This window comes from Haloterrigena alkaliphila, assembly GCF_017352155.2.
In the GTDB taxonomy this organism is placed as follows: Archaea; Halobacteriota; Halobacteria; order Halobacteriales; family Natrialbaceae; genus Haloterrigena; species Haloterrigena alkaliphila.
The window spans coordinates 175,507-195,913 of the sequence record NZ_CP071462.1 but is presented as its reverse complement, the minus strand read 5'-3'; the positions used below and the strand labels follow the sequence as shown (position 1 = coordinate 195,913).

The window sequence follows — 20,407 nt, the reverse complement described above, 5'->3', positions numbered from 1 at the left end:
CCTCAGGCCCTGACGGCCTCGAACCGGAGCCGCCGGTAGTCGGCGGTCCAGGTCGCCGATGTCTCGTCGTACAGTTCCGGCTCGAGTCGCGTTTCGACGTCGTCGATCACCGCCGCGCGCTCAGCGGCCGACAGCCCCTCGAAGAGGCTATCGCCGAACATCTCGAGCCAGTTTTCCATCCCCGACGGGCCGCCCTCGAGTTCGGTCGGCCGGTCGAACAGTCGCGCGTACCGGACCTCGAATCCGTGGGCCTCGAGTCGGCTCGCGTACTCGCCGACGCTCGGGAAGTACCACGGCGTCTCGGCCTCGTATCCCCGGGCCTCGAGTGCCGCCAGCGTCGCGTCGACTATCTGCTGGACGTTGCCCGTTCCGCCGAGTTCGGCGACGAACCGGCCCCCGGGACGGAGCGCGTCCCGGACGCGGGAGAGGACGGCGTCCTGGTCGTCGTCGGGAATCCAGTGCAGCGCCGCGTTCGAGAAGACGGCGTCGAACGACTCCTCGAACGACAACGTGCGGGCGTCCGCGCGGACGAACCTCGGCGCCGAGTCGTCCGCCCGGTCCGTCGGCACCGAGTGGTCTGCCGAGCCCTCGTCCGCCGGCTCCGTCGGCGTCGAGTCGATCGTCGGAACCGCGTGTTCCTCACGGGCGCGCTCGATCATCTCGGGCGCGCTGTCGACGCCGATGGTGGTCGCGCCGGCGTCCGCGATCCGGGCCGTCAGGTGGCCCGTCCCGCAGCCGAGGTCGAGAATCCGTTCGCCCGGTTCGGGGTCGAGGAGTTCGAGGACGTCCGACCCGTACTCGTAGACGAACGAGTGGTCGTCGTCGTAGTCGTCGGCGTCCCAGCGGTTCGACTCCTCCTCTTCGTCGACCATACGGGGTAGATCCGTACGAGCCACTTGAACGTGGCTGGTTCCGGACCCGACTCACTCGTCCCAGTCGATCGCCTCCGTCCGCTCCGCGCGGCGGAGGATGAACGGTCCGAGGGAGCCGGTTCGCTTCGAGACCGTGGCGATTCGCAGCACGTAGACCGCGAGCAGGAAGAACGGGAGGAGCGCGATCGTTCCGCTGGCGCTGACGACCCACACGATATTGTCGACGCCGAGGGTCGCGCCCGGGACCAGTTCGGGATCGAGGTACAGCACCGTCGCCGTCGCGGCGATCACGCCCGGCAGGCCGGCGTACAGGATCGACCGCGTGAGGTGGACGAGTTCCCACTGGAAGTACAGCGACTTGAAGTGCTCGAGCGCCGGACCGAACATCGTCAGGCTGTCGATCAGCCCGTCGAACGCCGCCAACTGCTCCTCGTCGAGGGTCTCCCCGTGTTCGTCGCGCAGTCGCCGGACCGCGTAGATCTTCCAGGAGTAGTTGTAGTTCAATCCCGAGCGGAGGACGCCGAACTCGCCGAACTGGGAGGTCTCGAGCTGCGAGCGGATCTCGTCGGAGTTCCGACAGACGTTCTCGACGAGTCGCTCGGCTCGTTCGCGGAGCGCGTCGTCGTCGGTGTCGGCGACGGCTTCGCGAAGCGCCTCCGCTCGATCGCTGCTGGTCTTCACGAGTTCCTGCAGGAACTGCGCGGGGTCGGGCGGTCCGACCCGTCCGAACAGCTCCTCGGCGTCGCTGCGGTAGGTCATCGCCTCGTCCATCCACGTGTACTGGTCGCCCAGCCGCCCGAGTTCCTGCGAGAGCACCAGTTGATTGATCGAGACGACGAGCGTGACGCCGGTGAGGATAGCGGCGATCAGCGCCTGGAACGCCGTATCGATCGGCGTCCCGTTCTCCACCGCCTCGCGGAACGGCAGGGCGATCGCGCCGAGTCCCACGAACGTGGCGAATGTCGCGACCGACAGGATGCCCGCGAGCAGCCATCGGTCGACGTCGAGCAGGAGCCAGTGGGCGATCCGGTTCTCTCCGGTTCGCCCGCGGAGCGTGTCGCTCGAGAGCGGGTCGTCCATACCGATCGTTCGCCGGCCGGACGAAAAGCGATTGAGCCTGCCCGGGTCTGCCCGGGTTGCTCGAGCGAGCCGAGTGACCGCGGGCAGCTCGTCGACTGGATCCCTCGTCGTGCACTGGGTCGACGAACGAACCGGGAGTCGACGGCCGATGGGATGCGGGAGTCACCGGAAAACCGGAAGTGAGAGAGAACAGATGAGAGCGAAACCGAGCCGCGATTCGCGGGCGCGTCAGTCGTCGGCCGGGGTCGGCGCACCGCGCTCGATATCGACGTTGCCCTCGTCGAGATCCGCCTCGACGTTGCGGGCGGCCTCGACCATGTTCGCCATCTTGCCGTAGGCGACCTCGCGGGGCAGCAGCTTCACGCCGCAGTCCGGCGAGACGACCAGTTGTTCCGGCGGGACGACCTCGAGGCCTTTCTTGATGTTCGCCTCGATCTGCTCGACGGACTCGACCTCGGCGACGTGGGCGTCGGTGACGCCGAGCGCGAGGTCCTTCGTGAACTCGGGGTCCTTGAAGACGTCCAGCTGTTCGTAGTCGCCGTTGGCGAGCTCGAGGTCGAACTCGTCGACGGGGAACTCCAGAATTTCGGGGTAGATCCGGGAGTAATCGCCGTAACAGACGTGGAGGCCGATACGGACCTCGTCGTCGATGTCGGCGACGATTCGCTCGAGGGCTTCGCCGACGATGGCGTGGTCGTCGGGCGTGGTCGCGAGCGCGGGCTCGTCGATCTGGATGTAGCGCGCGCCGGCCTCGACGAGCTTCTCGATCTCCTCGTTGACCAGATCCGCGAGGTCGTAGGCGAGTTCCTCGTCGTCGTCGTAGGCCTCGTTAAAGGACCAGTTGGCCAGCGTGTAGGGACCCGTGATCGGCACCTTGACGGGGCGGTTCGACGCGGCGGCGGTGAACTCGTACTCGTCGACGAGCCAGTTCTCGTCGTACTCGACTTCCGAGACGACGGAGGGCTTGTCGAAGTAGTTGTGGCCCCACACCTTGACGGGGCCGTTGAACTCGTAGCCCTCGATGCGGTGGGCGAAGAACTCGACCATCTCGTTGCGCCGCATCTCGCCGTCGACGACGACGTCGAGGCCGGCCCGCTCGTGTTCGTTCGTGATGAGGCGGGCGGCGTCGTCCTTGGCTTCCTGATAGTCGTCCGCGTCGAAGCCGTGGTCCTCGTCCTGGTAGAGCTCCTTCGCGCGGTTGAGCCACTTGGGCTTGGGATAGCTGCCGACGACGGTCGTCAGCAGGAAGTGGTCGTTCTCGTGCTCGTCGGGTCGGAACTGATCTTTGTTCTCGTTCGTGCTCATGCGGCGGTCACCTCCGCGAGGTCCGCGGCCTCGGCGAGGACCTCGAGTTTCTCCACGTACTTGCCGTAGGGCAGGTAGAACGTCTCCGTGTTCGTCGTCAGGTACACCGTCTCGAACTCGGTGACCTGTAGCTGTTCTTCGACCCAGTCGACCCGGTCGCGGATCGCCTCGGGATCCTCGACGAGCGTATTCTGGCCGTCGGCGAGGCCGAGCGCGACGTCGTCGGTCGCGCCGTACTCCTGGATGTTGTAGAGGTTGTCGTCCTGATTCGCGACGAAGTCGAAGCCGACTGCGTCGATATCTGCGTCGAGCAGATGGGCGTAGACCTTCTCCTCGAGCGCGCCCCAGTAGGGCTGGACGACGACGTCGGCGTCCGTCGCGCTCGCGACCCGATCGATCGCCTCGCTCGCGCGTTCGTCCTGGCCGTCTTCGGGCGCGTTCTCGACCAGCGAGGGCTCGAGCAGGAACAGCGTCTCGACGTCCCGGAAGGCCTCGGCCTCGCCCGCGAGGAAGTCGGCGATGGCCGAGAGGAACTCCGCCTCGTCGCCGTACTGCTCGTCGGTCGCGAGATCGGCAAGCGAGTACGGGCCGGGGAGGACGGCCTGCAGGCCGTCGTCACCGTCGACTAGCTCGGCCGCGGCCTCGAGTTCGCCCGCGACGTCGCCCGAGAAGTCCAGGTCGTCCTGCACGACCGGCTCCCGGTAGAAGTTGTTGTTGTCGTAGTAGCGGACGATCCCGCGCGTTTCGACGGCGTCGTGGACCGCCAGCGGGTGGGCGAGCATGTCGTCCCAGCGCAGTTGGCCCTCGACGATCCGGTCGAGTCCGGCGTCGCGCTGCACTTCGATCACGTCCTCGCGGGCCTCCTCGTAGGCCGCCGTGATCGCCTCGCTCTCGTCGCCGCTGATGAGGTCGTGCTTCTGGTGCCCCTTGAGATCCGAAAGGTCGTCTTTCGCCCAGTCCGGGAGCGGATAGAGCCCCGGCGTGGTCGAAACGTACTCAGTCATCGTGAACGCGGCTAGGCTATACCGACGCTTAATATTTTCCATCTGTATTAATTCGCCATAGTAATTTTCCGTCCGGCGTTCGATCGACGATATCGAGGTAGAGGGGCGTAGAGACGCTGATATTTACGTGTCTGGCGCTGGACGGAATCGTATGGCAGCAGTTGACATCGAACGCTCGACGGACCCCGATCAGGCGGTCGTCACGATCGACAGACCCGCGTCCGGCAACGCCATGTCGCCGACGGTCGTCGCCGAACTCGATGCCGCGATCGAAGACCTCGCGGAATCGACCGGGACGCGAGCGATCGTCGTAACCGGCGCCGAGGGGACGTTCTCGGCGGGCGCGGACGTCGACGCCTTCGCCGACAGAGCGACCGATCCCGACGCGGTCCTCGAGTACCTGCAGTCGTTTACGGACCTGTACGAGCGGATCGAGGCCGTTCCGGTTCCCGTGGTCGCCCGCGTGAACGGGGCCGCTTACGGCGGCGGCTACGAACTCGCGATGGCGTGTGACGTCCGGTTCGCGGCGACGACGGCCGAACTCTGTCCCGCCGAACTCAGGATGGGGATCGTGCCGCCGTTCGAACGGCTCGCGCTGGAACTCGGCGAGGGCCTCGCGCGGGAGGTGTGTTTCACCGGTGGCGTCATCCGAGCCGAAGACGCGGCCGAGACGGACCTGTTCAGTCGGGTCGTCGACGCCGACGAACTCGACGCGGTCGTCGAGGCGTTCGTTCGTCGCGTCGAAGCGCGCAGTCCGAACGCGGTCGCCCAGACCAAGCGCGCGATGGTCGCGCACCGATCCGAGGCGATCCGCAGATCGGCGGCGTACCGCTACGCGCTGAACGAGCAGTGCGTTCGCCACCCCGACTTCGCCGAGAGCGTCGCCGCGTTTCGCGAGGATCGACCGCCCGAATACGAGTCGTAGGGAGTCGTAGGGCCGCTCGAGGACGCCACGGGTGACGATCCGACTACCGGAGCAACTCGAGGACCGTCAGCGTCTCGAAGGGGAACGACTCGTCGGCGACGGCGACGGCGCTGAAGCCGTGCTCGCCGGCTTCTTCGACCACGTCGTCGACTCCCGTTAAACTGCTCACGAGCAGATAGACCACGCCGTCGGGCGCGAGCACGCGAGGGACGCGCTCGAGGAAGGGGTCGATGACGGCGCGCCCGTCCTCGCCGCCCGAGAGGGCGCGTTCCATCCAGTCGTCCCACTCGTTGTCGGGATCGGTCGGCAGGTACGGCGGGTTGAAGACGACGGCGTCGAACGCGGCGTCGGCGAACGGCGAGACGAGGTCGGCCCGGACCGTCTCGAGCCCCTCTTCGCGGGCCTGCCGGACCGCGTGGGGGTTCAGATCCGCGGCGACCACGCGGGCGGGCGTCTCCGCGTCGATCCGCCCGGCGACGTACCCCGAGCCGGTGCCGACCTCGAGGACGCGATCGTTCTCGTCGGCGTCGGCGAGGCCGTCGCAGGCCGCGTCCGCGAGGAGGTGGGAGTCCTCGGCCGGCTGGTAGACCTCCGGTTCGGCGTCGCGGCGGTCCTCGAGTCCCATCTCAGTGGCCCTCCGTCCGCGTCATCCGTCAGTCGCCCTCCGTGCGTTTCATCGCTCAGTCGTCCTCCGTGTGCCGCATCTCGGTTTTGGCTTCCGTCTCCGCCGCTGTCTCCGTCGCTCGCCCGTCCCTGGACGCTCGAGACTCGCCGTCGGCGATCCGGAAGCCGTCGGTCTCGGCCCGGCCGGAGAGTTCGCGCTGCGGGTACGGGATCTTAATCTGCTCGTCCTCGAAGGCCCGTTTGATCGCGTTGATCGCGTCCGTTCGGGCCTTCCAGCGGCGGCGGGCGGTCGGCTTGTCGATCCAGAACCGCACGCCGAGGACGACCGACGAGTCGCCGAAGGACTTCGTGACGACCTGCGGCGACGGCGCCGCCAGCGGGCGATCGAGGTTCTCGACCGTCGTCTTCGCGATCTCCGCGGCCGTCTCGACGTCGGTCGCGTAGTCGACGCCGACGTCGACCTCGATCCGCAGGCGGCCCCGCCTCGAGCGGTTCGTGACCACGCTCGAGGAGATGACGTCGTTGGGGACCATGACGTACTCGCCGTCGAACGAGCGAATGCGGGTGTTGACGATGGAGATGTCGGTGACGATCCCCTCGTGGTCCTCGACTTCGATCCAGTCGCCGATCTCGAAGGGACGATCGAACATCAGGACGAAACCGGCGAGGATCGTCCCGAGGGTCTGGCGGGCGGCCATACCGACGACGATACCGAAGAACCCGGCCCCGACGAGCAGGCCGCCGAGGTCGTCGACCCAGACGCTCAGCACGATGACCAGCGACACCGACCAGATGACGACCTGCGAAATGCGGTGCGTGATCTCCCGCTGGTGATCCGTCACGGCCGTCGCCGAGCCGAGCACCTCGTCGATGACCCGCCTGACGAACCGCGTGACGATGAGCGTCCCGACGACGAAGATCACCGTGACGGCCGCGTCTACGAACGCGGCTTCGCCGAGACCGACGTTGTTCCGGAGGGTGGAGACGCTATCGGTCAGGCCCCACACCTCGAGGACGACGCTGAGGGAGAGCGCGCAGGAGCCGATGAGGACGGTCGTCGTGACGATATCGCTGTACAGCGGACTGGTCCGCTCGCTGAGCCACCCCTGCAGTCGTCGATAGGAGAGCAGGACGGCCAGCAGGACGGCGACCGCCGCGACCGTCGCCGCGATCTGAAATTCCGCTCCGAACGCGTCGACGAGCCGATCGAGAACGGTCAGTGGCACGGACATGGGATCACGCTTCGTCTCTCGAGCGAATGGTTCGTGCAGGCTTGAGTATCCGTCGGTTGGACGTGAGTTCCAAGCTCGAGCCGGGGCCGTTCACCGCCGCCTTCCCTCCCGCAACCCCTGTCGTCACTGTCCCTCGCCCGCTCACGGCTCCCGCTGGTCGCCGCTCACAGCTCGAGGCCCTCACTGCGTCTTCGCGCGGCGATTCCGCGCGAACGGTCTGCGAGACCGTCGGTCTCGCACTATTCAGTCCTCGCACGGCTCACCCACGTCGACGGCAAGTTTCGCCAGCGCGGCGAACTCCGTCGGCGCCATCGCGTCGGCTCGCTTTCGAAGCACGTCCTCGTCGGCCGCGTCGACGACCGCCTCGGGCGCCTCGAGCCCCGAGATGTGGGCCGTGTTGCGGATCGCGTTCCGGATCGTCTTCCGGCGCTGGGTGAACAGCGCCTTCACGAACCGTAGGAAGAACTCCTCTTCGTCGACCTCGTAGTCGGGGTTGCGAGGCCGGAGGCGAACGACCGCGCTCTCGACGGCGGGCGGCGGCGAAAACGCTTCCTTCGGGATCGTCTCGACGATCTCGGGCTCGGCGTAGTGCTGGGTCGAGACGGAAAGGCGGCCGTACTCCGAGGTGCCGGGCTCGGCGACCATCCGCTCGGCGAACTCCCGCTGGAACATGAGCACGAGGGAGCGTTTCTCGGGCAGCAGCCGGAAGGTGATCTCGCTCGAGACGCCGTAGGGGAGATTCGAGAGGGAGGCCGTGAACGCGGGGAGGTCGACCTCGAGGGCGTCGCCTTCGATCACAGTCAGATCGCCGGCGTCGATTTCGGCCGCGAACTCCTCGCGCAGGAATTCGGCGAGGTCGCGGTCGCGCTCGACGACGGTCACGTGGTCGCCCTCGTCGCCCATCGCCAGCAGGCGGTCGGTCAGCGCCCCAGTTCCGCCACCGATCTCGAGCAGGTGTGAGGTATCGGCGTCGATCTCTTCGAGGTAGGTCGGGAGCCGATCCAGCACCCGGTCGTCGACGAGGAAGTGCTGGTCGCGGTTCGGATCGCCGCGGACGCCCGCCCGCGCGATCAGTCCGTCTGGGTCTCTCATTGCCGGCGCTTGGGCGGGCACTGGTGTAAACGCACCGTCTCACCGGCTCGGACGGGGGCGCTCGAGCGCTCGCTTCGAGCAATCGCCGAACCGCGAGTACTCCGTAGTGTCAGTATCACCCACGATGCTTGCTGACGCAGCCCGTGTGATGAACAGGACTCGTGTCCGAGTCTCGAGTAGAGTTCACATGGCATCCCCACAACGCCGACCGGACGCGTCGAGCCTCGCCGAGGTGCTCGATCGGATCCTCGACAAGGGCGTCGTCATCGACGTCTGGGCGCGCGTTTCCGTCGTCGGAATCGAACTGCTGACGATCGAGGCTCGCGTCGTCGTCGCCTCGGTCGACACCTTCCTCCACTACGCGGAGGAGATCGCGAAAATCGAACAAGCGACGGCGGAGGGCGACCTCGAGGATCTGGAGGAACTCGAGGTCGAACCGCGTCCGGAATCGTCGCCAAAGTCTGCGGCCCAGTAGCGCCCGAAATCAGCCGGATCGGAGTGGCTCCACAGCCGTCGCACAACCGGGACCGCCTCCCGTCGCGGCGCCTCGGCCGTCAGTTCGCGGACAGCCGTACGCGCACTGCTCGCAGGATCGCAGACGTATCTCCCGGGAGATGGTTTCGGCAGAATCCTCGAGACCGCGCACTCGAGCGAGCCGCGCTACTGGTTCTGTTCCTGTTCGCGCCGGCCGACGAACGTCTGGTACTTGAGGTCGTCGTCGCGCAGTTCCTCGAGAATGCGCTCGACGAGGATCTCGTCGGGGTCGTGGAGGCCGGAGACGCGTTCGGACAGCTCCTCGAAGCTCTCGAAGGGTTTGCGCTTGCGCTCGTCGAGGATGCTGTTGCGGAGCTTCTTCCCGATCCCCGGCAGGAGGTTCAACTGGTGGAGCCGCAGCGTGATCGGCTGGGCGTCGTTGTAGAAGTCGACGAACCGCTGTTCCTCCTCCTCGACGAGGTCGGCGACGACGTACTCGAGTTCCGACTGGGCGCCCGAGGAGAGGTCGTCGTACTCGACGCGCCGGGCCTCGGTGACGATCTCGCGCGCGTCGCGTGGCTCGAGAACGACGTCGCTTCCGATGGTGAGCCGTTCGTCCTCGTCGAAGGCGACCTGATAGAGCTCGAAATCGTCGGTCTCGAGGGCGTAGCCGGCCGGTGACTTCTCGTACTGCGGGCGGCTATCGTCCGAGAGCCCGTGTGCGAGGTAGTCCAATACGACCGCGCGACGGACGTCCCTCTCGTCGCCGTCGGATTCAGTCATTGCGATAACCATACGGCAACAGCGCACTTAAAGAGTCGGCTCGGTTGCAGCCCGATCTCGACGGCGATCGACGGCCGACGCAGCGTTCGCGCCCTCGTCGCGGTCCGGTCGTTCGAATACCGTTCGCCGCACGTACACTTAACCCGCGAACGGTCGGACGGTCGGTATGGAGTTCGAACTGACCGACGAGCAGGAAGCGCTGCGGGACGAGAGCAGAACGTTCGCGGCCGAGGAGATCCGACCGAACGCAATCGAACTCGATCGGGCGGAGGAGTACCCGAGCGAGATCCTCGCGGAACTCGGCGACCGCCGGCTCACCGGGCTGACCCTCCCGGAATCTCACGGCGGCCGCGGCGAGGGGCTCGTCGAGTTAGCGATCGTGATCGAGGAACTCGCGGCGGCGCTGATGTCCGTCGCGAGTTCGCTCGCGCTCCACCTCGGCACGGCGACCGTCATCGACCGGTTCGGAACCGAGGCCCAGCGCGACGAGTATCTCCCCGAGATGGCGACGTTCGACACCGTCGGCGCGCTGGGGCTCAGCGAGGAATCGGCGGGCGCGAACAAACTCGAGATGGAGACGACCGCCGAGAGAGACGAAGACGAGTGGGTCCTCGACGGCCACAAGCAGTGGGTGACGAACTTCTTCGACGCGGACTACGTCCTCACGTACGCGAAGACTGGGTCCGAAGAAGCGGCCCCGCACAACATCTCCGCGTTCTTCGTCCCCGCCGAGGCGTTCGACGTCGAGACGGAGTGGGACACGCTCGGCTCGTGGAGCGTGAAGTCGCCGCGGGTCCGTCTCGAGGACGTCCGCGTCGACGACGACCGGCGGATCGGCGAGGTCGGCGAGGCCTACGTCCAACGCGGTCGACTCCACGACGGGATCAACGTCCCCGCTCGCGGCGTCGGGATCGCCCGCGCGGCGCTGGAGGACACGGTCGCGTACGTCAGCGAGCGCGAGCAGTATCACCAGCCCGTCGGGGAGTTTCAGGGGGTTCGTTGGGGGGTCGCCGAGATGGCCGAGCGGATCGAGACGGCCCGTCTACTGACGCTTCGGGCGGCCGCGCGGGCCGACGCGGGCACCGACGTCTCGAGGGAGTTCCCGATGGCGAAGATCCGGGCGACGGAGGCCGCGATCGACAACGCGAACGATGCGATCCGGTTTCTGGGCGGTCGCGGGTATACGACCGACTACCACGTGGAACGCTATCTCCGGGACGCGCGGCTGCTGACGATGGCCGGCGGACCGAACGACGTCCACCGAAACTCGCTCGCGGATGCGGTGTTCGACGAGTACGGCGGTTCGAGCTAGCCGCGATGGAGCCACCCACTCGAGTCGTGAGTCCGCGAGGAGCGGTCGCGCGATGCGACGCACGATCGCGATGCGACTCGAGAGTCGGCCGTGGTGGTCGGTACGACGGACAGGAGAACCGTCGCCGTGGCGTCGTCGATGCGCCGACGCCGGTGAAAACGCGTGCGTCGCCGAGCGGTTCCGCGATCCCGCGATCAGGCGTACTGGGCGACGACGTTTAAGATCTCGTCGAGTTCGTCGCCCGACAGCGAGTACCGTTGCTGTGCGTACACCGACCGGAGTTCGTCCCGGTTGCGCGGCAGGAGGTTCGCGATCTTGTATGCCGTGGCTTCGTCGACCTTCTCTACGTCCTGCAGGTCGTCGACGAGGTTCTGGGCCTCTTCAGGCTCGAGGACGGTGAATCGGTTGACGTGTTCGATCGCCCGCGCGAGTTCGTAGCGAAGCTCGCGGTCCTCGTCCATCGCGCGTTCGGCTTCGATGTCGGCGAGCAGTTCCTTCGTTTCCGAGACGGTCAGGAACTCCTCGTCGACGATCTCTTTGAAGATCGTCATCCTGGCTCAGATCCGGGACTTCTCCTGGTTCTGGGCGTGCATGTGGGCCGCGGTGACGATCAGCGTCTTCTCCTTGCCGCGGTCGCTGATCTGCACCTTGAAGGCGTCGCCCTGTTTGCCGACGACTTCGCCGGTCTGTCCGTCGAAGCGCGGGTGGAAGCGTCCATCGTGGACGCTCGGGTCGATCTTCAGGTGGACTTTTTCGCCTTCCTCGTACTCCTGAATCGCTCGCTGCGGCGGCGAGGTGCCTCGGTCTCGAGGATCGTTCGCGAGCTTTCTCCGCGTTCCCTGACGAGGGCCATTAGAGTTCGGCATAGTCGTACGACGGTGTTGTCCGGTCGGCGTTATAAAACGCACGTATTCCTGCGGCCGCGTGGCCACCGACGCGGTCGCCGTCGCCGTCTGGCGGTAGGCACGGCGAATTCTGGTCCCGCCGGACGCGGCTCCCGACTCGAAATTCCGGTAGTCGGCCCGTTCCCACTCAGTGGGAGCGTAGTGAGCGTTTATTGAAGGGATACTGTGGTATCCACACACGTTCATGCGTCAGTACGAACTTCGGCTCTCGCCGCAGCAGGGGTGGTTCCATCCGTTCGAGCGACGGATCGGTCGCACCGACGGGGTCAGGCGCGTCGCGATCCACCGGATCCGCCTCGTCGGCGACGAACTGGGGATGATGCTGTACGAACTGGGTGGCGACTTCGAGCGCGCCGAAGAGCTCGTCGACGACGAACTCGGCTCGATGGGGTACTGGATCGACGAGTTCGACGGCCGCATCTTCGTCTGCTCGCTGTTCGGTCCCAACGAGACCGTTCGCGAACTCCTGCGGGTGACGCGGGACTTCCGGGTGTTCCTCGACCCGCCGCTGATCTACGTCCGCGACGGCGATCTCAAGGTGACGCTGTTCGCGACCGAGCGGTCGTTTCAGCAGGCCCGCTCGGTCGTCCCCGACGACGTCGAGCTCACCCTCGAGACCAAGCGGTCGTTCGATCCCGAGGAGAACGTTTTCCTCGCGAAGCTCACGCCCCGGCAGCGCCGGCTGTTCGAGACGGCGATCGATCTCGGCTACTACGGTTCGCCCCGGGAGACGACCTACGAGGAGATCGGCCGCGAGGTCGGTATCGCGGGCGGCACGGTCGGCGAACACCTCCGGAAGATCGAGGCGAAACTCGTCGATCACGTCGTCTCGGAGTCGGTCGCCGACACGCCCCAACCGCAGCGAATCCGCTGAACGCAGCGCTCAAGTGCGACCGTCGGGCGCCGGACGAGTGCGCCGGTCACCGCCGAGAGCAAGAGTCACCCCGCTCGAGGCCGTTCGACCGGTATGGACGATTCCGACAGCCGCAGTGACGACGACCGCAGCGAGCAGGAAGGCCACCGGATCGAGACCCGCTCGATCCACGCCGGTCAGGAGCCCGACCCCGAAACGGGCGCCCTGATGACGCCCATTCACGCCAACTCGACCTACGAGCAGGACGCGCCCGGCGACCATCGGGGCTACGAGTACTCCCGCACCGGGAACCCCACCCGGACCGACCTCGAGGCGAACCTCGCGAGCCTCGAGAACGCCGACTACGGCCGCGCGTTCGCCAGCGGGATGGCCTCGATCAACACCGTGCTCAACCTGCTCGAGGCGGGCGACCACGTCGTCACCGGCAACGACGTCTACGGCGGCACCCACCGCATCTTCACGCAGGTGTACGAGGACTACGACCTCGAGTTCTCGTTCGTGGACATGACCGACCTCGACGAGATCGAGGCGGCGTTCCGCGAGGAGACGGCACTGCTCTGGCTCGAGACGCCCACCAACCCGCTCATGTCGATCGTCGATATCGCGGGTGCGGCCGAGATCGCCCACGACAACGACGCGCTCTGCGCGATCGACAACACGTTCGCGACGCCGTACCTCCAGCGACCCCTCGATCTGGGCGCCGATATCGTCTCCCACTCCCTGACGAAGTATCTGGGCGGCCACTCGGACGTCGTCGGCGGCGCCCTGCTGACCAACGACGAGGACCTCGACGAGCGACTCGGCTTCTACCAGAACTCCGTCGGCGCGACGCCGGGCCCTTTCGAATCGTTCCTCGTCCTGCGGGGCACCAAGACCCTGCCCGTCCGGATGGACCGCCACTGTGAGAACGCCCGCGCCGTCGCGACCTGGCTCGACGACCACCCAGACGTCGACCGCGTCTACTACCCCGGCCTCGAGTCCCACCCCGGCCACGAGATCGCCGCCGAGCAGATGGACGACTTCGGCGGCATGCTCAGCTTCGAACTCGACGCGAGCCTCGAGGAAGCGAGCGAGGTCGTCTCGAACACCGAGGTGTTCACGCTCGCCGAGAGCCTCGGCGGCGTCGAGAGCCTGATCGAACAGCCGGCGCCGATGACCCACGCTGCGATTCCCCGCGAGGAACGAATCGCGGCCGGCCTCTCGGACAGCCTGATCCGCGTCTCGGTGGGAATCGAGCACGTCGACGACCTGATCGCCGACCTCGAGGGCGCGATCGAGTCGGTGCTCGAATAGCACGATCTGACGACACGGGTCCCAGCGCGGGTCCCGGCGGCGCGACCGCGAATAATCAGTTCTTTCGTCCTCGCGGGAGACGGCTCGAACATGTCATCCGACGCAGAACGCGAGGCCGGCGTTCACGTCCTCCCGATCACGGTCGATTACGGCGGCAGAGCGTTCACAATCACGCCCACGCTCGTCGAGACCGAGCGCGGACTCGTCCTGATCGACGCGGGTCCCGAGGGGTGCCTCGACGGGATCCGGACCCACCTCCGGTCGCTCGAGTACGACCTCGAGGACATCTGGCTCGTCCTCCTGACCCACCACGACGGCGATCACGCCGCCGGCCTCGCGGATCTGCTCGAGGCGGTCGACGCGGTCGTCGCGACCCACCGCGAGGAGGCGCCGTACATCACCGGCGAGCGCGATCCGATCAAGGGCGACGGCGACCGGTATCCGCCCGTCGACGTCGATATCGAACTGACCGGCGGCGTCCGGATCCCGACGCTCGCCGGCCCGATGGACGTCGTCGAGACGCCCGGCCACGCGCCCGGGCACGTCTCGCTGCACTTCCCCGAGGACGGCCTCCTCCTGGCCGGCGACGCGCTCGTCGCGGACGGCGAGGAACCGCTGTCCGGGCCGAAGCCCGACTTCACGCCCGATATGGACCGCGCGCTCGAGTCGGTCGCGGCGCTCGCGGCACTCGAGGTCGACCACGTCGTCTGCTTCCACGGCGGCTACGTCGACCGCGGAAGCGAGCGGATTCGGGAGATCGCGGATCGGCGTTGAAATCGGAGGGGGCGTTCGCAGGGGATCCGCGTCGACCTCGATGCCTCTGCGTGTCCCGGACGAAGAGAGACTCTCGGCATCCTTTCGTCCGCTACTGCCACCGGCCGCGTTCGGTTCAGCCGCTCCGCTCGACGATGAGTCGCCCCGAATTTTGCACCCGCACGGCGTACTCGTGGTCGTTGTGGATCGTCAGATCGATCGTGACGGAAGTGGACCCGTTCCGTCCGGTGACGATCTGGTCGAGCGCCGTCGGATCGACGTGGTCGTAGAGCGTAATCCCGAGGTCGCTCGGCGAGGCTATCGGATCCACGTTTTCGATGGCGGCGATGGCCTGCACGATGGCGATGCTCGGCGGCGTCTCACCGTCGAATCGGTGCTCGACACGCACCGGGGCGTCGGGGTCGTCGGAGAAGTCCGGATCTGAGGGAGACATCTGGCTGGTAACTCGGATCATCCTTACCCGCCGAGCGGTGTGGTACTGTCGGGTGCACTCGCAGGGATATCGGTTCAAATCGCGGCCTACACGTTCTGAGAGTGGGTTTTCGTTGTCGGATGAGAGTCCCGTTCGATGGCTGGTCGCGCTCGATAGTCGGACCTTGTTACCGGACGCTCGATCCCGGATCGCCCGCGTTCGGGCGGCTATTCGCGGACGATCCTGCTCTCGTGGGAGTGGCCGATCTTCTCCGTAGCGGCCTGCGTCCGCTTGCAGACGGTGCCGATGCAGTCGCCGTCTTCGCGACGGTCGGACTCGAGCGCGACGTGAGGGCCCCGAAGCGGAATTCTCATCGGTGTCGAGTCCCAATCGTGGGGCAATGCGACTCGAACTGCGCGTCTGTCAGCACTGTCTCGAGGGCGACGAGGGCCACGGGGGCGCCCAGAAGTCGGACCTGCTGCAGGACATGGTCGCCTGCGCCGAAGTGATTCGGGAACACAAGGACGCGCTCGACCTCGACGCCGTCCACATTCGGCGCGTTCGCGACGACGAACAGGGGAAGCCGGAGGCGCTGCCGGTCGTCGCGGCGACGATCCAGAACGACCAGATCGTCCTCAACGACACGCAACTCGTCGCCGAAGGGCAGGACGGGAACATGCTGCTGTACGCCAACCCCGACGACATCCTGACGGTGCTGGCGGGGAACGTCGACGAGATCAGCAAAGCCGTTCCCGGCGACGTCACCGTCGACCTCTCCGAGGTCGGTGCCCGGATCGTCTCGGAGGCCGGTCTCGGCGCGGATCCGGACCGCCAACCCGATCCCGACTCCGGCCCCGATCCAGGGGTCGGCCAGTAGCCGGTCGACCGAGTTTCGGCACTCCGGCGCCGTCCCCCGACGCCTGCCGACGCCCGCAGACGTCCATCGACGGCCACCGTCGCTTTCCGCTCGACGGGCTACTTCTTTCTCGTTCGAGTCCAACGGTCGGTATGCGCACCGAGGCGTTCAAACAGCGGTTCGTCCTCGAGCGAGCGACGGTCCCGATGCGGACCGCTGGCTGGAGTAGCGTGAACGGTCGAAAAACGGGTCGAGTCGCGTGCGAACCGCTCAGATGCGGCCGACGTTCTCGACGCCGACGCTCTCGACGCCCTCGACGTCAGTGAAGCTCTCCTCGACGGCCTCCGTGCCGCCCGCGCCGTCGGGGACGATCACGGTCGGGTAGAGCGCGACGAGGCCGAACGCGACCTCCTCGCGTTCGACGCCGTTGATCTTGGCGCCCTCGGGGAGGGTGCTCTCGAGGCGCTCCTGGAGGGCGTCCAGGTCGATTTCGGGGCTGTCCGGCATGACCTTGATTTTGGCAGCTACTTTTCCCATGGGTAGTTATGGGCCGGTGAACCCGCAGTCCGGGCACTTGTAGAGGTTGCTCTGTTTCCGGCACTTGGCGCAGCGGTAAATCTGGGCGCCGCAGTCGGGACACTTGAACGCGGCGGCGTTCGTGCCCGCGATGTTGATCCCGCAGGAGACGCAGGACCGGCGCTGCTGATCGTCCGTCGTACTCATATCCCTCCCTTTCCGCCCGGCGTTTTTAAACTACTCGATAGCAGACTCTCGCCCGCTCCCGTTGCTCACGGTCGGCGGTCCGATCCGCTCACCCTCGAGGTCCCGTCGCCCCGACCGTCGCGTTTTCTGAACGAGAAAACGCGCCTGTGGGTACTTATCGTTCCGCTCGTAAGGACTACTCGAGGTTCGGTGGGTGCCAAACCGATCCGAACCTCTGCCTCTGACATTCTGCCCCGAAATGCAACATTCAAACGGGCCCCGCCCCTACTGGGAGTGAATGCGCCTCGACGACTACATCGAGGAGTTAGAGCCCGACGAGGAGGCCGAGCGACGGCGCCTCGCGAAGGAGAAGTCCTACGCGATCACGGACCACCTCGAGGAGTTCGAGCGGAACTTCGAGCAGGCGCTGTCGGGTGACTCCCTCGTCGGATCGACGGCCCCCTCGATCTTCGTCGGGCGGTCGAACTACCCCGACATCCCCGTGGGCGTGCTCTCGCCGGTCGGGGACGAGGACGCCGCCGAGGAGTACGTCACCGACGGGAACTGGTACCAACAGGGGTACGACATCCCGGACGTCCTCCAGCGCCGAACGGGGCTGCTGAACTCCAACAAGCGCGCGAACGTCGATTCGCCGAGCATCGCGAGCCGACTCGCACCCTCGGTCCACGACACCTGGGACGGGTTCGTGGGCGTCCAGCGCGAGGTCGCCATCGCGGGCCGGCCGGTCGACCTCGAGATCGGCCTCGACGATACGCCCGACCTTGGCCTCGACACCGGGACCGACGTCGCGACCCCGCGCGGGCCACGAGCCAACGCCCGCAACGCGGAACTACGGGAGAACCCCTACGTTCCGAAACCAGTCAAGAAGACCCTCGAGGACGACGACTGGCAGGCACAGGGGGCGATGACCTACCTCTACCGGCGCGGGTTCGACGTCTACGACATCAACTCGATCCTCTCGGCGGGCGCGCTCGGCGAGACCGACCAGCGCCGCCTCGTCCCGACGCGGTGGTCGATCACCGCCGTCGACGACACGGTCGGTCAGTTCCTCCGCGGGCGCATCCGCAACGCGCCCAGCATCGACGAGGTGCAGGTCTGGGCCAACGAGTACATGGGCAACCGCTACTGGGTCGTCCTCGCGCCGGGCAACTGGGAGTTCGAACTCGTCGAGATGAAAGCGCCCGGCAGCATCTGGAACCCCGATCCGGAGGGGAACACCTGGATGGCCAGCGCCAGCGAGGGGTTCGAAGGGCGCTCGAGTTACGTCGAGGAGACCGCCGGGGCCTACTACGCCGCCCGACTGGCCGTCCTCGAGCACCTCGAGTCGATCGGCCGACAGGCGAAGTGCCTCGTCCTCCGCGAGGTGAGCGACGACTACTGGGCGCCCGTCGGCGTCTGGCAGGTCCGCGAGAGCGTGCGCAACGCCTTCGAGGGGGAGTACGGCGAGTCCGAGACCTTCCACCAGGCGGTCGCGGAGGTCGCGACGCAGTTGCCGGTCTCCCACGCTCGCCTCCGCCGGAAGTCCGAACTCGCAGCGGGACTGCAGTCGAATCTCGGCGCGTTCTCTGCTCGAGACTAGGTACGGAACTCGTGTTCGAGGCTGAGGCGTTACCATTCTCTGGCCGACTGTCCGGCGCAGTGGCGCACGCTGGACTGCGGTGAGTCCCTGACGAACCGCAGTCTGAACTCGTGCGAGGGATGAGCGAACGTATGTGAGCGAATCGGCTGGGGAGGGCGTGGTGATTCCCTGTTGCCACGATAGCAGAACGCTTCTTTCAGTTCACTCTCTCCCTCGAGCACACCACTCGCCGATCGCTCAACGATCACTCAACGAGCCGTGGTACGACGAACCCGAGTCCCTAAATCGCTCGAACGTCTCCGATCGGTATGGCTCTGGCGCTCGTGAGCAGCGAATTCCTCATCGCGATCGGGCTGCTCGTTCTGCTCGTCGGCGTCCCGCTGTTCGTCGTCGCCGTCCTCGCGGTCGTCTCGGCGTACATCCAGTACGACGCCGAGCGGTATCTCGAGGAACTCGAGGGCGCCGACGGCGAGGAGTCGCCTGACGATCGCCGCTGACGGGTCGATTCGATCGCGGGTCTCCGCGTCGTCTCGAATTGTCTCGAGCTGTCTTGTGTCGTCTCGTGTCGTATCGATCGTTCGTTCCGCGTTTCGTCTCCGGTCGGTGCCGGCCACCGATCGGTACTGCACCACTGATCGACAGCGGTCGTTTCCGTTCGTCGCTATCCGTCGACGTTCACCGTTGTTCGCTACTGTACCACCCGAAAACGTCATTGTGGATACCTGTGAGATCGCCGTCGGGATTCTCCGATGGATTATCATTGATAATAGAACACGCTTCTTTTATTCCTCAGCCGCATACAACGGGTGATGTCACTGGATTTCACGCCGACGACGGTCGCGGACATCGATCCGGAGCGACGGCCTTCGGTCGGGCTGGCGCTCGTCCCGGTGTTCGCCGTCGTCGTCTTCCTCGGCGTGGGATCGGCCGTGCTCGGGCTCGATCCCCACGTCCCGCTGCTCTGGAGTATCGTCTTCACGGGCGCCTTCGGCCACTATCTGGGCTACGCGTGGGAGGACCTCTACGACGGGATCGCCAACGGCCTCCTGATGGGGCTACAGGCGCTGCTGATCATCTTCACCATCTACGCGCTCATCGCGACCTGGGTCGACGCCGGGACGATCCCGGCGATGATGTACTACGGCCTCGAGTTGCTCACTCCGTCGGTGTTCCTGCCCGTCGCGGCGGTGCTGGCGGCGGTCGTCGCGTTCTCGATCGGCTCCTCGTGGACGACGGTCGGGACGCTCGGCGTCGCCTTCGTCGGCATCGGCGAGGGGCTGGGCGTTCCGGCGGCGATGACCGTGGGTGCGGTCCTCTCGGGCGCCTACGCAGGAGACAAGCAGTCTCCGCTCTCGGACACGACGAACCTCGCGGCCGGCGTGACGAACACGCCGCTGTACGACCACATTCGACGGATGCGGACCGGAACGGCCGTCGCGTTCGGGGTCGCCGTCGCGATCTTCGCCGTGCTCGGCCTGCAGTCCAGCGGGGCCGTTCCCGCCGACCGCGTCGCCGAGATCCAGACCGCGCTCGCCGGGGCCTACGACGTCTCGCTGCTCGTCTTCCTCCCGCTCGTCGTCACCTTCGGCCTCGCGCTGCGGGGCTACCCGGCGCTGCCGACGCTCGTGGTCGGCGCCATCGCCGGCGTCGCCACGTCGATGCTCGTGCAGGGGACCGGGTTCGTCCCCGCGTGGGAGGTCTTCATGGGCGGTACCGCCCCCGAGACGGGAACGGATCTCGTCGACGGCCTGCTCGAGACCGGCGGCCTGACGGGATCGGCGTGGACGATCACGGTCGTCGTCGCCGCGCTGGTGCTGGGCGGCCTGCTCGAGAAGACCGGCGTGCTCGCGGTGCTCGCGCATCGACTCTCGCAGGGCGTCCGGAGTTCGGGCGGGCTGATCGCCGGCACCGGCGTCTCCGCGATCGCGATCAACGCGCTGACCGCCCAGCAGTACATGAGCATCGTCCTGCCGGGGATGACGCTGCGGAACCTCTACGAGGAGTTCGGGCTGGACAGCGACGAACTCTCCCGGGCCGTCGAGGCCGCCGGGACGCCGACCGGCGCGCTCATCCCGTGGCACGCGGGCGGGGTCTTCATGGCCTCCGCGACCGGCGTTCCGACGCTCGAGTACGCGCCGTACTACCTGTTCGGGCTCCTGTCGCCGCTCGTGCTGTTCGCGATGGCCGCGACCGGGTTCGGCGTGCCGACGACGCGCCGGTCCGAGCGCGCCCAGACCGCCGACTGACGCTGCTTCTCACCGATTCACGTGGAGACGACCCGCTCGCTC

Annotated in this window: 24 protein-coding genes; 10 read left to right on the top strand and 14 right to left on the bottom strand. The window is 66.8% G+C overall.

Annotated features, from left to right (window positions below; genetic code table 11):
• Nucleotides 1-2 precede the first annotated feature (2 nt).
• The 4 genes from J0X25_RS19765 to J0X25_RS19750 form a co-directional block, all read right to left on the bottom strand.
• Nucleotides 3-872: a class I SAM-dependent methyltransferase gene (locus J0X25_RS19765; protein ID WP_207289165.1), complete on the bottom strand. Its 870-nt coding sequence runs from the start codon at nucleotides 870-872 to the stop codon at nucleotides 3-5.
• Nucleotides 873-923: 51 nt separating this feature from the next.
• Entirely contained in the window at nucleotides 924-1,952 is a 1,029-nt protein-coding gene (locus J0X25_RS19760) for a DUF7972 family membrane protein (RefSeq protein ID WP_207289164.1), read from the bottom strand.
• Between the two features lie 228 nt (nucleotides 1,953-2,180).
• The gene (locus J0X25_RS19755; RefSeq protein WP_207289163.1) at nucleotides 2,181-3,257 is read right to left on the bottom strand and encodes a methionine synthase; all 1,077 of its coding nucleotides are present in this window, start codon (nucleotides 3,255-3,257) and stop codon (nucleotides 2,181-2,183) included.
• Nucleotides 3,254-4,261 carry a 5-methyltetrahydropteroyltriglutamate--homocysteine methyltransferase gene (locus J0X25_RS19750; protein ID WP_207289162.1) on the bottom strand — a complete coding sequence of 336 codons (1,008 nt, stop codon included), beginning with the start codon at nucleotides 4,259-4,261 and terminating at the stop codon, nucleotides 3,254-3,256. The genes J0X25_RS19755 and J0X25_RS19750 overlap by 4 nt, the downstream gene beginning before the upstream one ends.
• A gap of 151 nt (nucleotides 4,262-4,412) precedes the next feature.
• On the opposite strand from J0X25_RS19750, the gene J0X25_RS19745 reads away from it, so the two are divergent.
• Nucleotides 4,413-5,186: an enoyl-CoA hydratase/isomerase family protein gene (locus J0X25_RS19745; RefSeq protein ID WP_207289161.1), complete on the top strand. Its 774-nt coding sequence runs from the start codon at nucleotides 4,413-4,415 to the stop codon at nucleotides 5,184-5,186.
• A gap of 43 nt (nucleotides 5,187-5,229) precedes the next feature.
• Here the strand turns inward: J0X25_RS19745 and J0X25_RS19740 are convergent, their stop codons facing one another.
• The 3 genes from J0X25_RS19740 to J0X25_RS19730 form a co-directional block, all read right to left on the bottom strand.
• On the bottom strand, nucleotides 5,230-5,811 hold the full coding sequence (locus tag J0X25_RS19740) for a HemK2/MTQ2 family protein methyltransferase (protein WP_207289160.1): 582 nt from the start codon (nucleotides 5,809-5,811) through the stop codon (nucleotides 5,230-5,232).
• Between the two features lie 55 nt (nucleotides 5,812-5,866).
• Entirely contained in the window at nucleotides 5,867-7,042 is a 1,176-nt protein-coding gene (locus J0X25_RS19735) for a mechanosensitive ion channel family protein (RefSeq protein ID WP_207289159.1), read from the bottom strand.
• A gap of 243 nt (nucleotides 7,043-7,285) precedes the next feature.
• The gene (locus tag J0X25_RS19730) at nucleotides 7,286-8,134 is read right to left on the bottom strand and encodes a 16S ribosomal RNA methyltransferase A (protein ID WP_207289158.1); all 849 of its coding nucleotides are present in this window, start codon (nucleotides 8,132-8,134) and stop codon (nucleotides 7,286-7,288) included.
• A gap of 187 nt (nucleotides 8,135-8,321) precedes the next feature.
• Here J0X25_RS19730 and gvpA point away from each other — a divergent pair, with 187 nt between their 5' ends.
• Nucleotides 8,322-8,609, top strand: coding sequence for a gas vesicle protein GvpA (gvpA, locus tag J0X25_RS19725; protein ID WP_207289157.1), 288 nt, complete (start codon nucleotides 8,322-8,324; stop codon nucleotides 8,607-8,609).
• Between the two features lie 185 nt (nucleotides 8,610-8,794).
• Here gvpA and J0X25_RS19720 read toward each other — a convergent pair whose 3' ends face one another.
• Nucleotides 8,795-9,391: a DUF655 domain-containing protein gene (locus tag J0X25_RS19720; RefSeq protein WP_207289156.1), complete on the bottom strand. Its 597-nt coding sequence runs from the start codon at nucleotides 9,389-9,391 to the stop codon at nucleotides 8,795-8,797.
• A gap of 166 nt (nucleotides 9,392-9,557) precedes the next feature.
• On the opposite strand from J0X25_RS19720, the gene J0X25_RS19715 reads away from it, so the two are divergent.
• Nucleotides 9,558-10,703, top strand: a complete 1,146-nt coding sequence (locus J0X25_RS19715; protein WP_207289155.1) for an acyl-CoA dehydrogenase family protein — start codon at nucleotides 9,558-9,560, stop codon at nucleotides 10,701-10,703.
• A 194-nt stretch (nucleotides 10,704-10,897) separates the two neighbouring features.
• Here J0X25_RS19715 and J0X25_RS19710 read toward each other — a convergent pair whose 3' ends face one another.
• Together J0X25_RS19710 and J0X25_RS19705 are read right to left on the bottom strand one after the other, a co-directional pair.
• On the bottom strand, nucleotides 10,898-11,254 hold the full coding sequence (locus J0X25_RS19710; protein WP_207289154.1) for an RNA polymerase Rpb4 family protein: 357 nt from the start codon (nucleotides 11,252-11,254) through the stop codon (nucleotides 10,898-10,900).
• A 6-nt stretch (nucleotides 11,255-11,260) separates the two neighbouring features.
• The gene (locus J0X25_RS19705; RefSeq protein WP_207289153.1) at nucleotides 11,261-11,569 is read right to left on the bottom strand and encodes a 50S ribosomal protein L21e; all 309 of its coding nucleotides are present in this window, start codon (nucleotides 11,567-11,569) and stop codon (nucleotides 11,261-11,263) included.
• Between the two features lie 223 nt (nucleotides 11,570-11,792).
• On the opposite strand from J0X25_RS19705, the gene J0X25_RS19700 reads away from it, so the two are divergent.
• The 3 genes from J0X25_RS19700 (at nucleotide 11,793) to J0X25_RS19690 (ending at nucleotide 14,549) form a co-directional block, all read left to right on the top strand.
• On the top strand, nucleotides 11,793-12,482 hold the full coding sequence (locus J0X25_RS19700) for a helix-turn-helix domain-containing protein (protein WP_207289152.1): 690 nt from the start codon (nucleotides 11,793-11,795) through the stop codon (nucleotides 12,480-12,482).
• A gap of 93 nt (nucleotides 12,483-12,575) precedes the next feature.
• Nucleotides 12,576-13,775: a cystathionine gamma-synthase gene (locus tag J0X25_RS19695; RefSeq protein ID WP_207289151.1), complete on the top strand. Its 1,200-nt coding sequence runs from the start codon at nucleotides 12,576-12,578 to the stop codon at nucleotides 13,773-13,775.
• 90 nt (nucleotides 13,776-13,865) lie between these two features.
• A complete protein-coding gene (locus tag J0X25_RS19690) occupies nucleotides 13,866-14,549 on the top strand; it encodes an MBL fold metallo-hydrolase (RefSeq protein WP_207289150.1) in 684 nt (227 codons plus the stop codon).
• Nucleotides 14,550-14,664: 115 nt separating this feature from the next.
• On the opposite strand, the gene J0X25_RS19685 is transcribed toward J0X25_RS19690, so the two are convergent.
• Nucleotides 14,665-15,003, bottom strand: coding sequence for a HalOD1 output domain-containing protein (locus J0X25_RS19685; RefSeq protein ID WP_226776980.1), 339 nt, complete (start codon nucleotides 15,001-15,003; stop codon nucleotides 14,665-14,667).
• Nucleotides 15,004-15,188: 185 nt separating this feature from the next.
• Nucleotides 15,189-15,335 (bottom strand): hypothetical protein, encoded by a 147-nt coding sequence (locus J0X25_RS19680; protein WP_207289148.1) that lies wholly within the window; start codon nucleotides 15,333-15,335, stop codon nucleotides 15,189-15,191.
• Nucleotides 15,336-15,361: 26 nt separating this feature from the next.
• On the opposite strand from J0X25_RS19680, the gene J0X25_RS19675 reads away from it, so the two are divergent.
• Complete coding sequence (locus tag J0X25_RS19675; RefSeq protein ID WP_207289147.1) at nucleotides 15,362-15,838, top strand: hypothetical protein; 477 nt, start codon at nucleotides 15,362-15,364, stop codon at nucleotides 15,836-15,838.
• A 249-nt stretch (nucleotides 15,839-16,087) separates the two neighbouring features.
• On the opposite strand, the gene J0X25_RS19670 is transcribed toward J0X25_RS19675, so the two are convergent.
• Complete coding sequence (locus J0X25_RS19670) at nucleotides 16,088-16,354, bottom strand: elongation factor 1-beta (protein WP_207289146.1); 267 nt, start codon at nucleotides 16,352-16,354, stop codon at nucleotides 16,088-16,090.
• A gap of 6 nt (nucleotides 16,355-16,360) precedes the next feature.
• Complete coding sequence (locus tag J0X25_RS19665) at nucleotides 16,361-16,540, bottom strand: HVO_2753 family zinc finger protein (protein WP_207289145.1); 180 nt, start codon at nucleotides 16,538-16,540, stop codon at nucleotides 16,361-16,363.
• 277 nt (nucleotides 16,541-16,817) lie between these two features.
• Here J0X25_RS19665 and nreA point away from each other — a divergent pair, with 277 nt between their 5' ends.
• From nreA to arcD, 3 genes are all read left to right on the top strand, one after another.
• Nucleotides 16,818-18,119 carry a DNA repair protein NreA gene (gene nreA, locus J0X25_RS19660; RefSeq protein ID WP_207289144.1) on the top strand — a complete coding sequence of 434 codons (1,302 nt, stop codon included), beginning with the start codon at nucleotides 16,818-16,820 and terminating at the stop codon, nucleotides 18,117-18,119.
• A gap of 308 nt (nucleotides 18,120-18,427) precedes the next feature.
• Nucleotides 18,428-18,616, top strand: coding sequence for a hypothetical protein (locus J0X25_RS19655; protein ID WP_207289143.1), 189 nt, complete (start codon nucleotides 18,428-18,430; stop codon nucleotides 18,614-18,616).
• Between the two features lie 312 nt (nucleotides 18,617-18,928).
• Nucleotides 18,929-20,365 (top strand): arginine/ornithine antiporter ArcD, encoded by a 1,437-nt coding sequence (gene arcD, locus J0X25_RS19650; protein ID WP_207289142.1) that lies wholly within the window; start codon nucleotides 18,929-18,931, stop codon nucleotides 20,363-20,365.
• The last annotated feature ends 42 nt before the right edge of the window (nucleotides 20,366-20,407 follow it).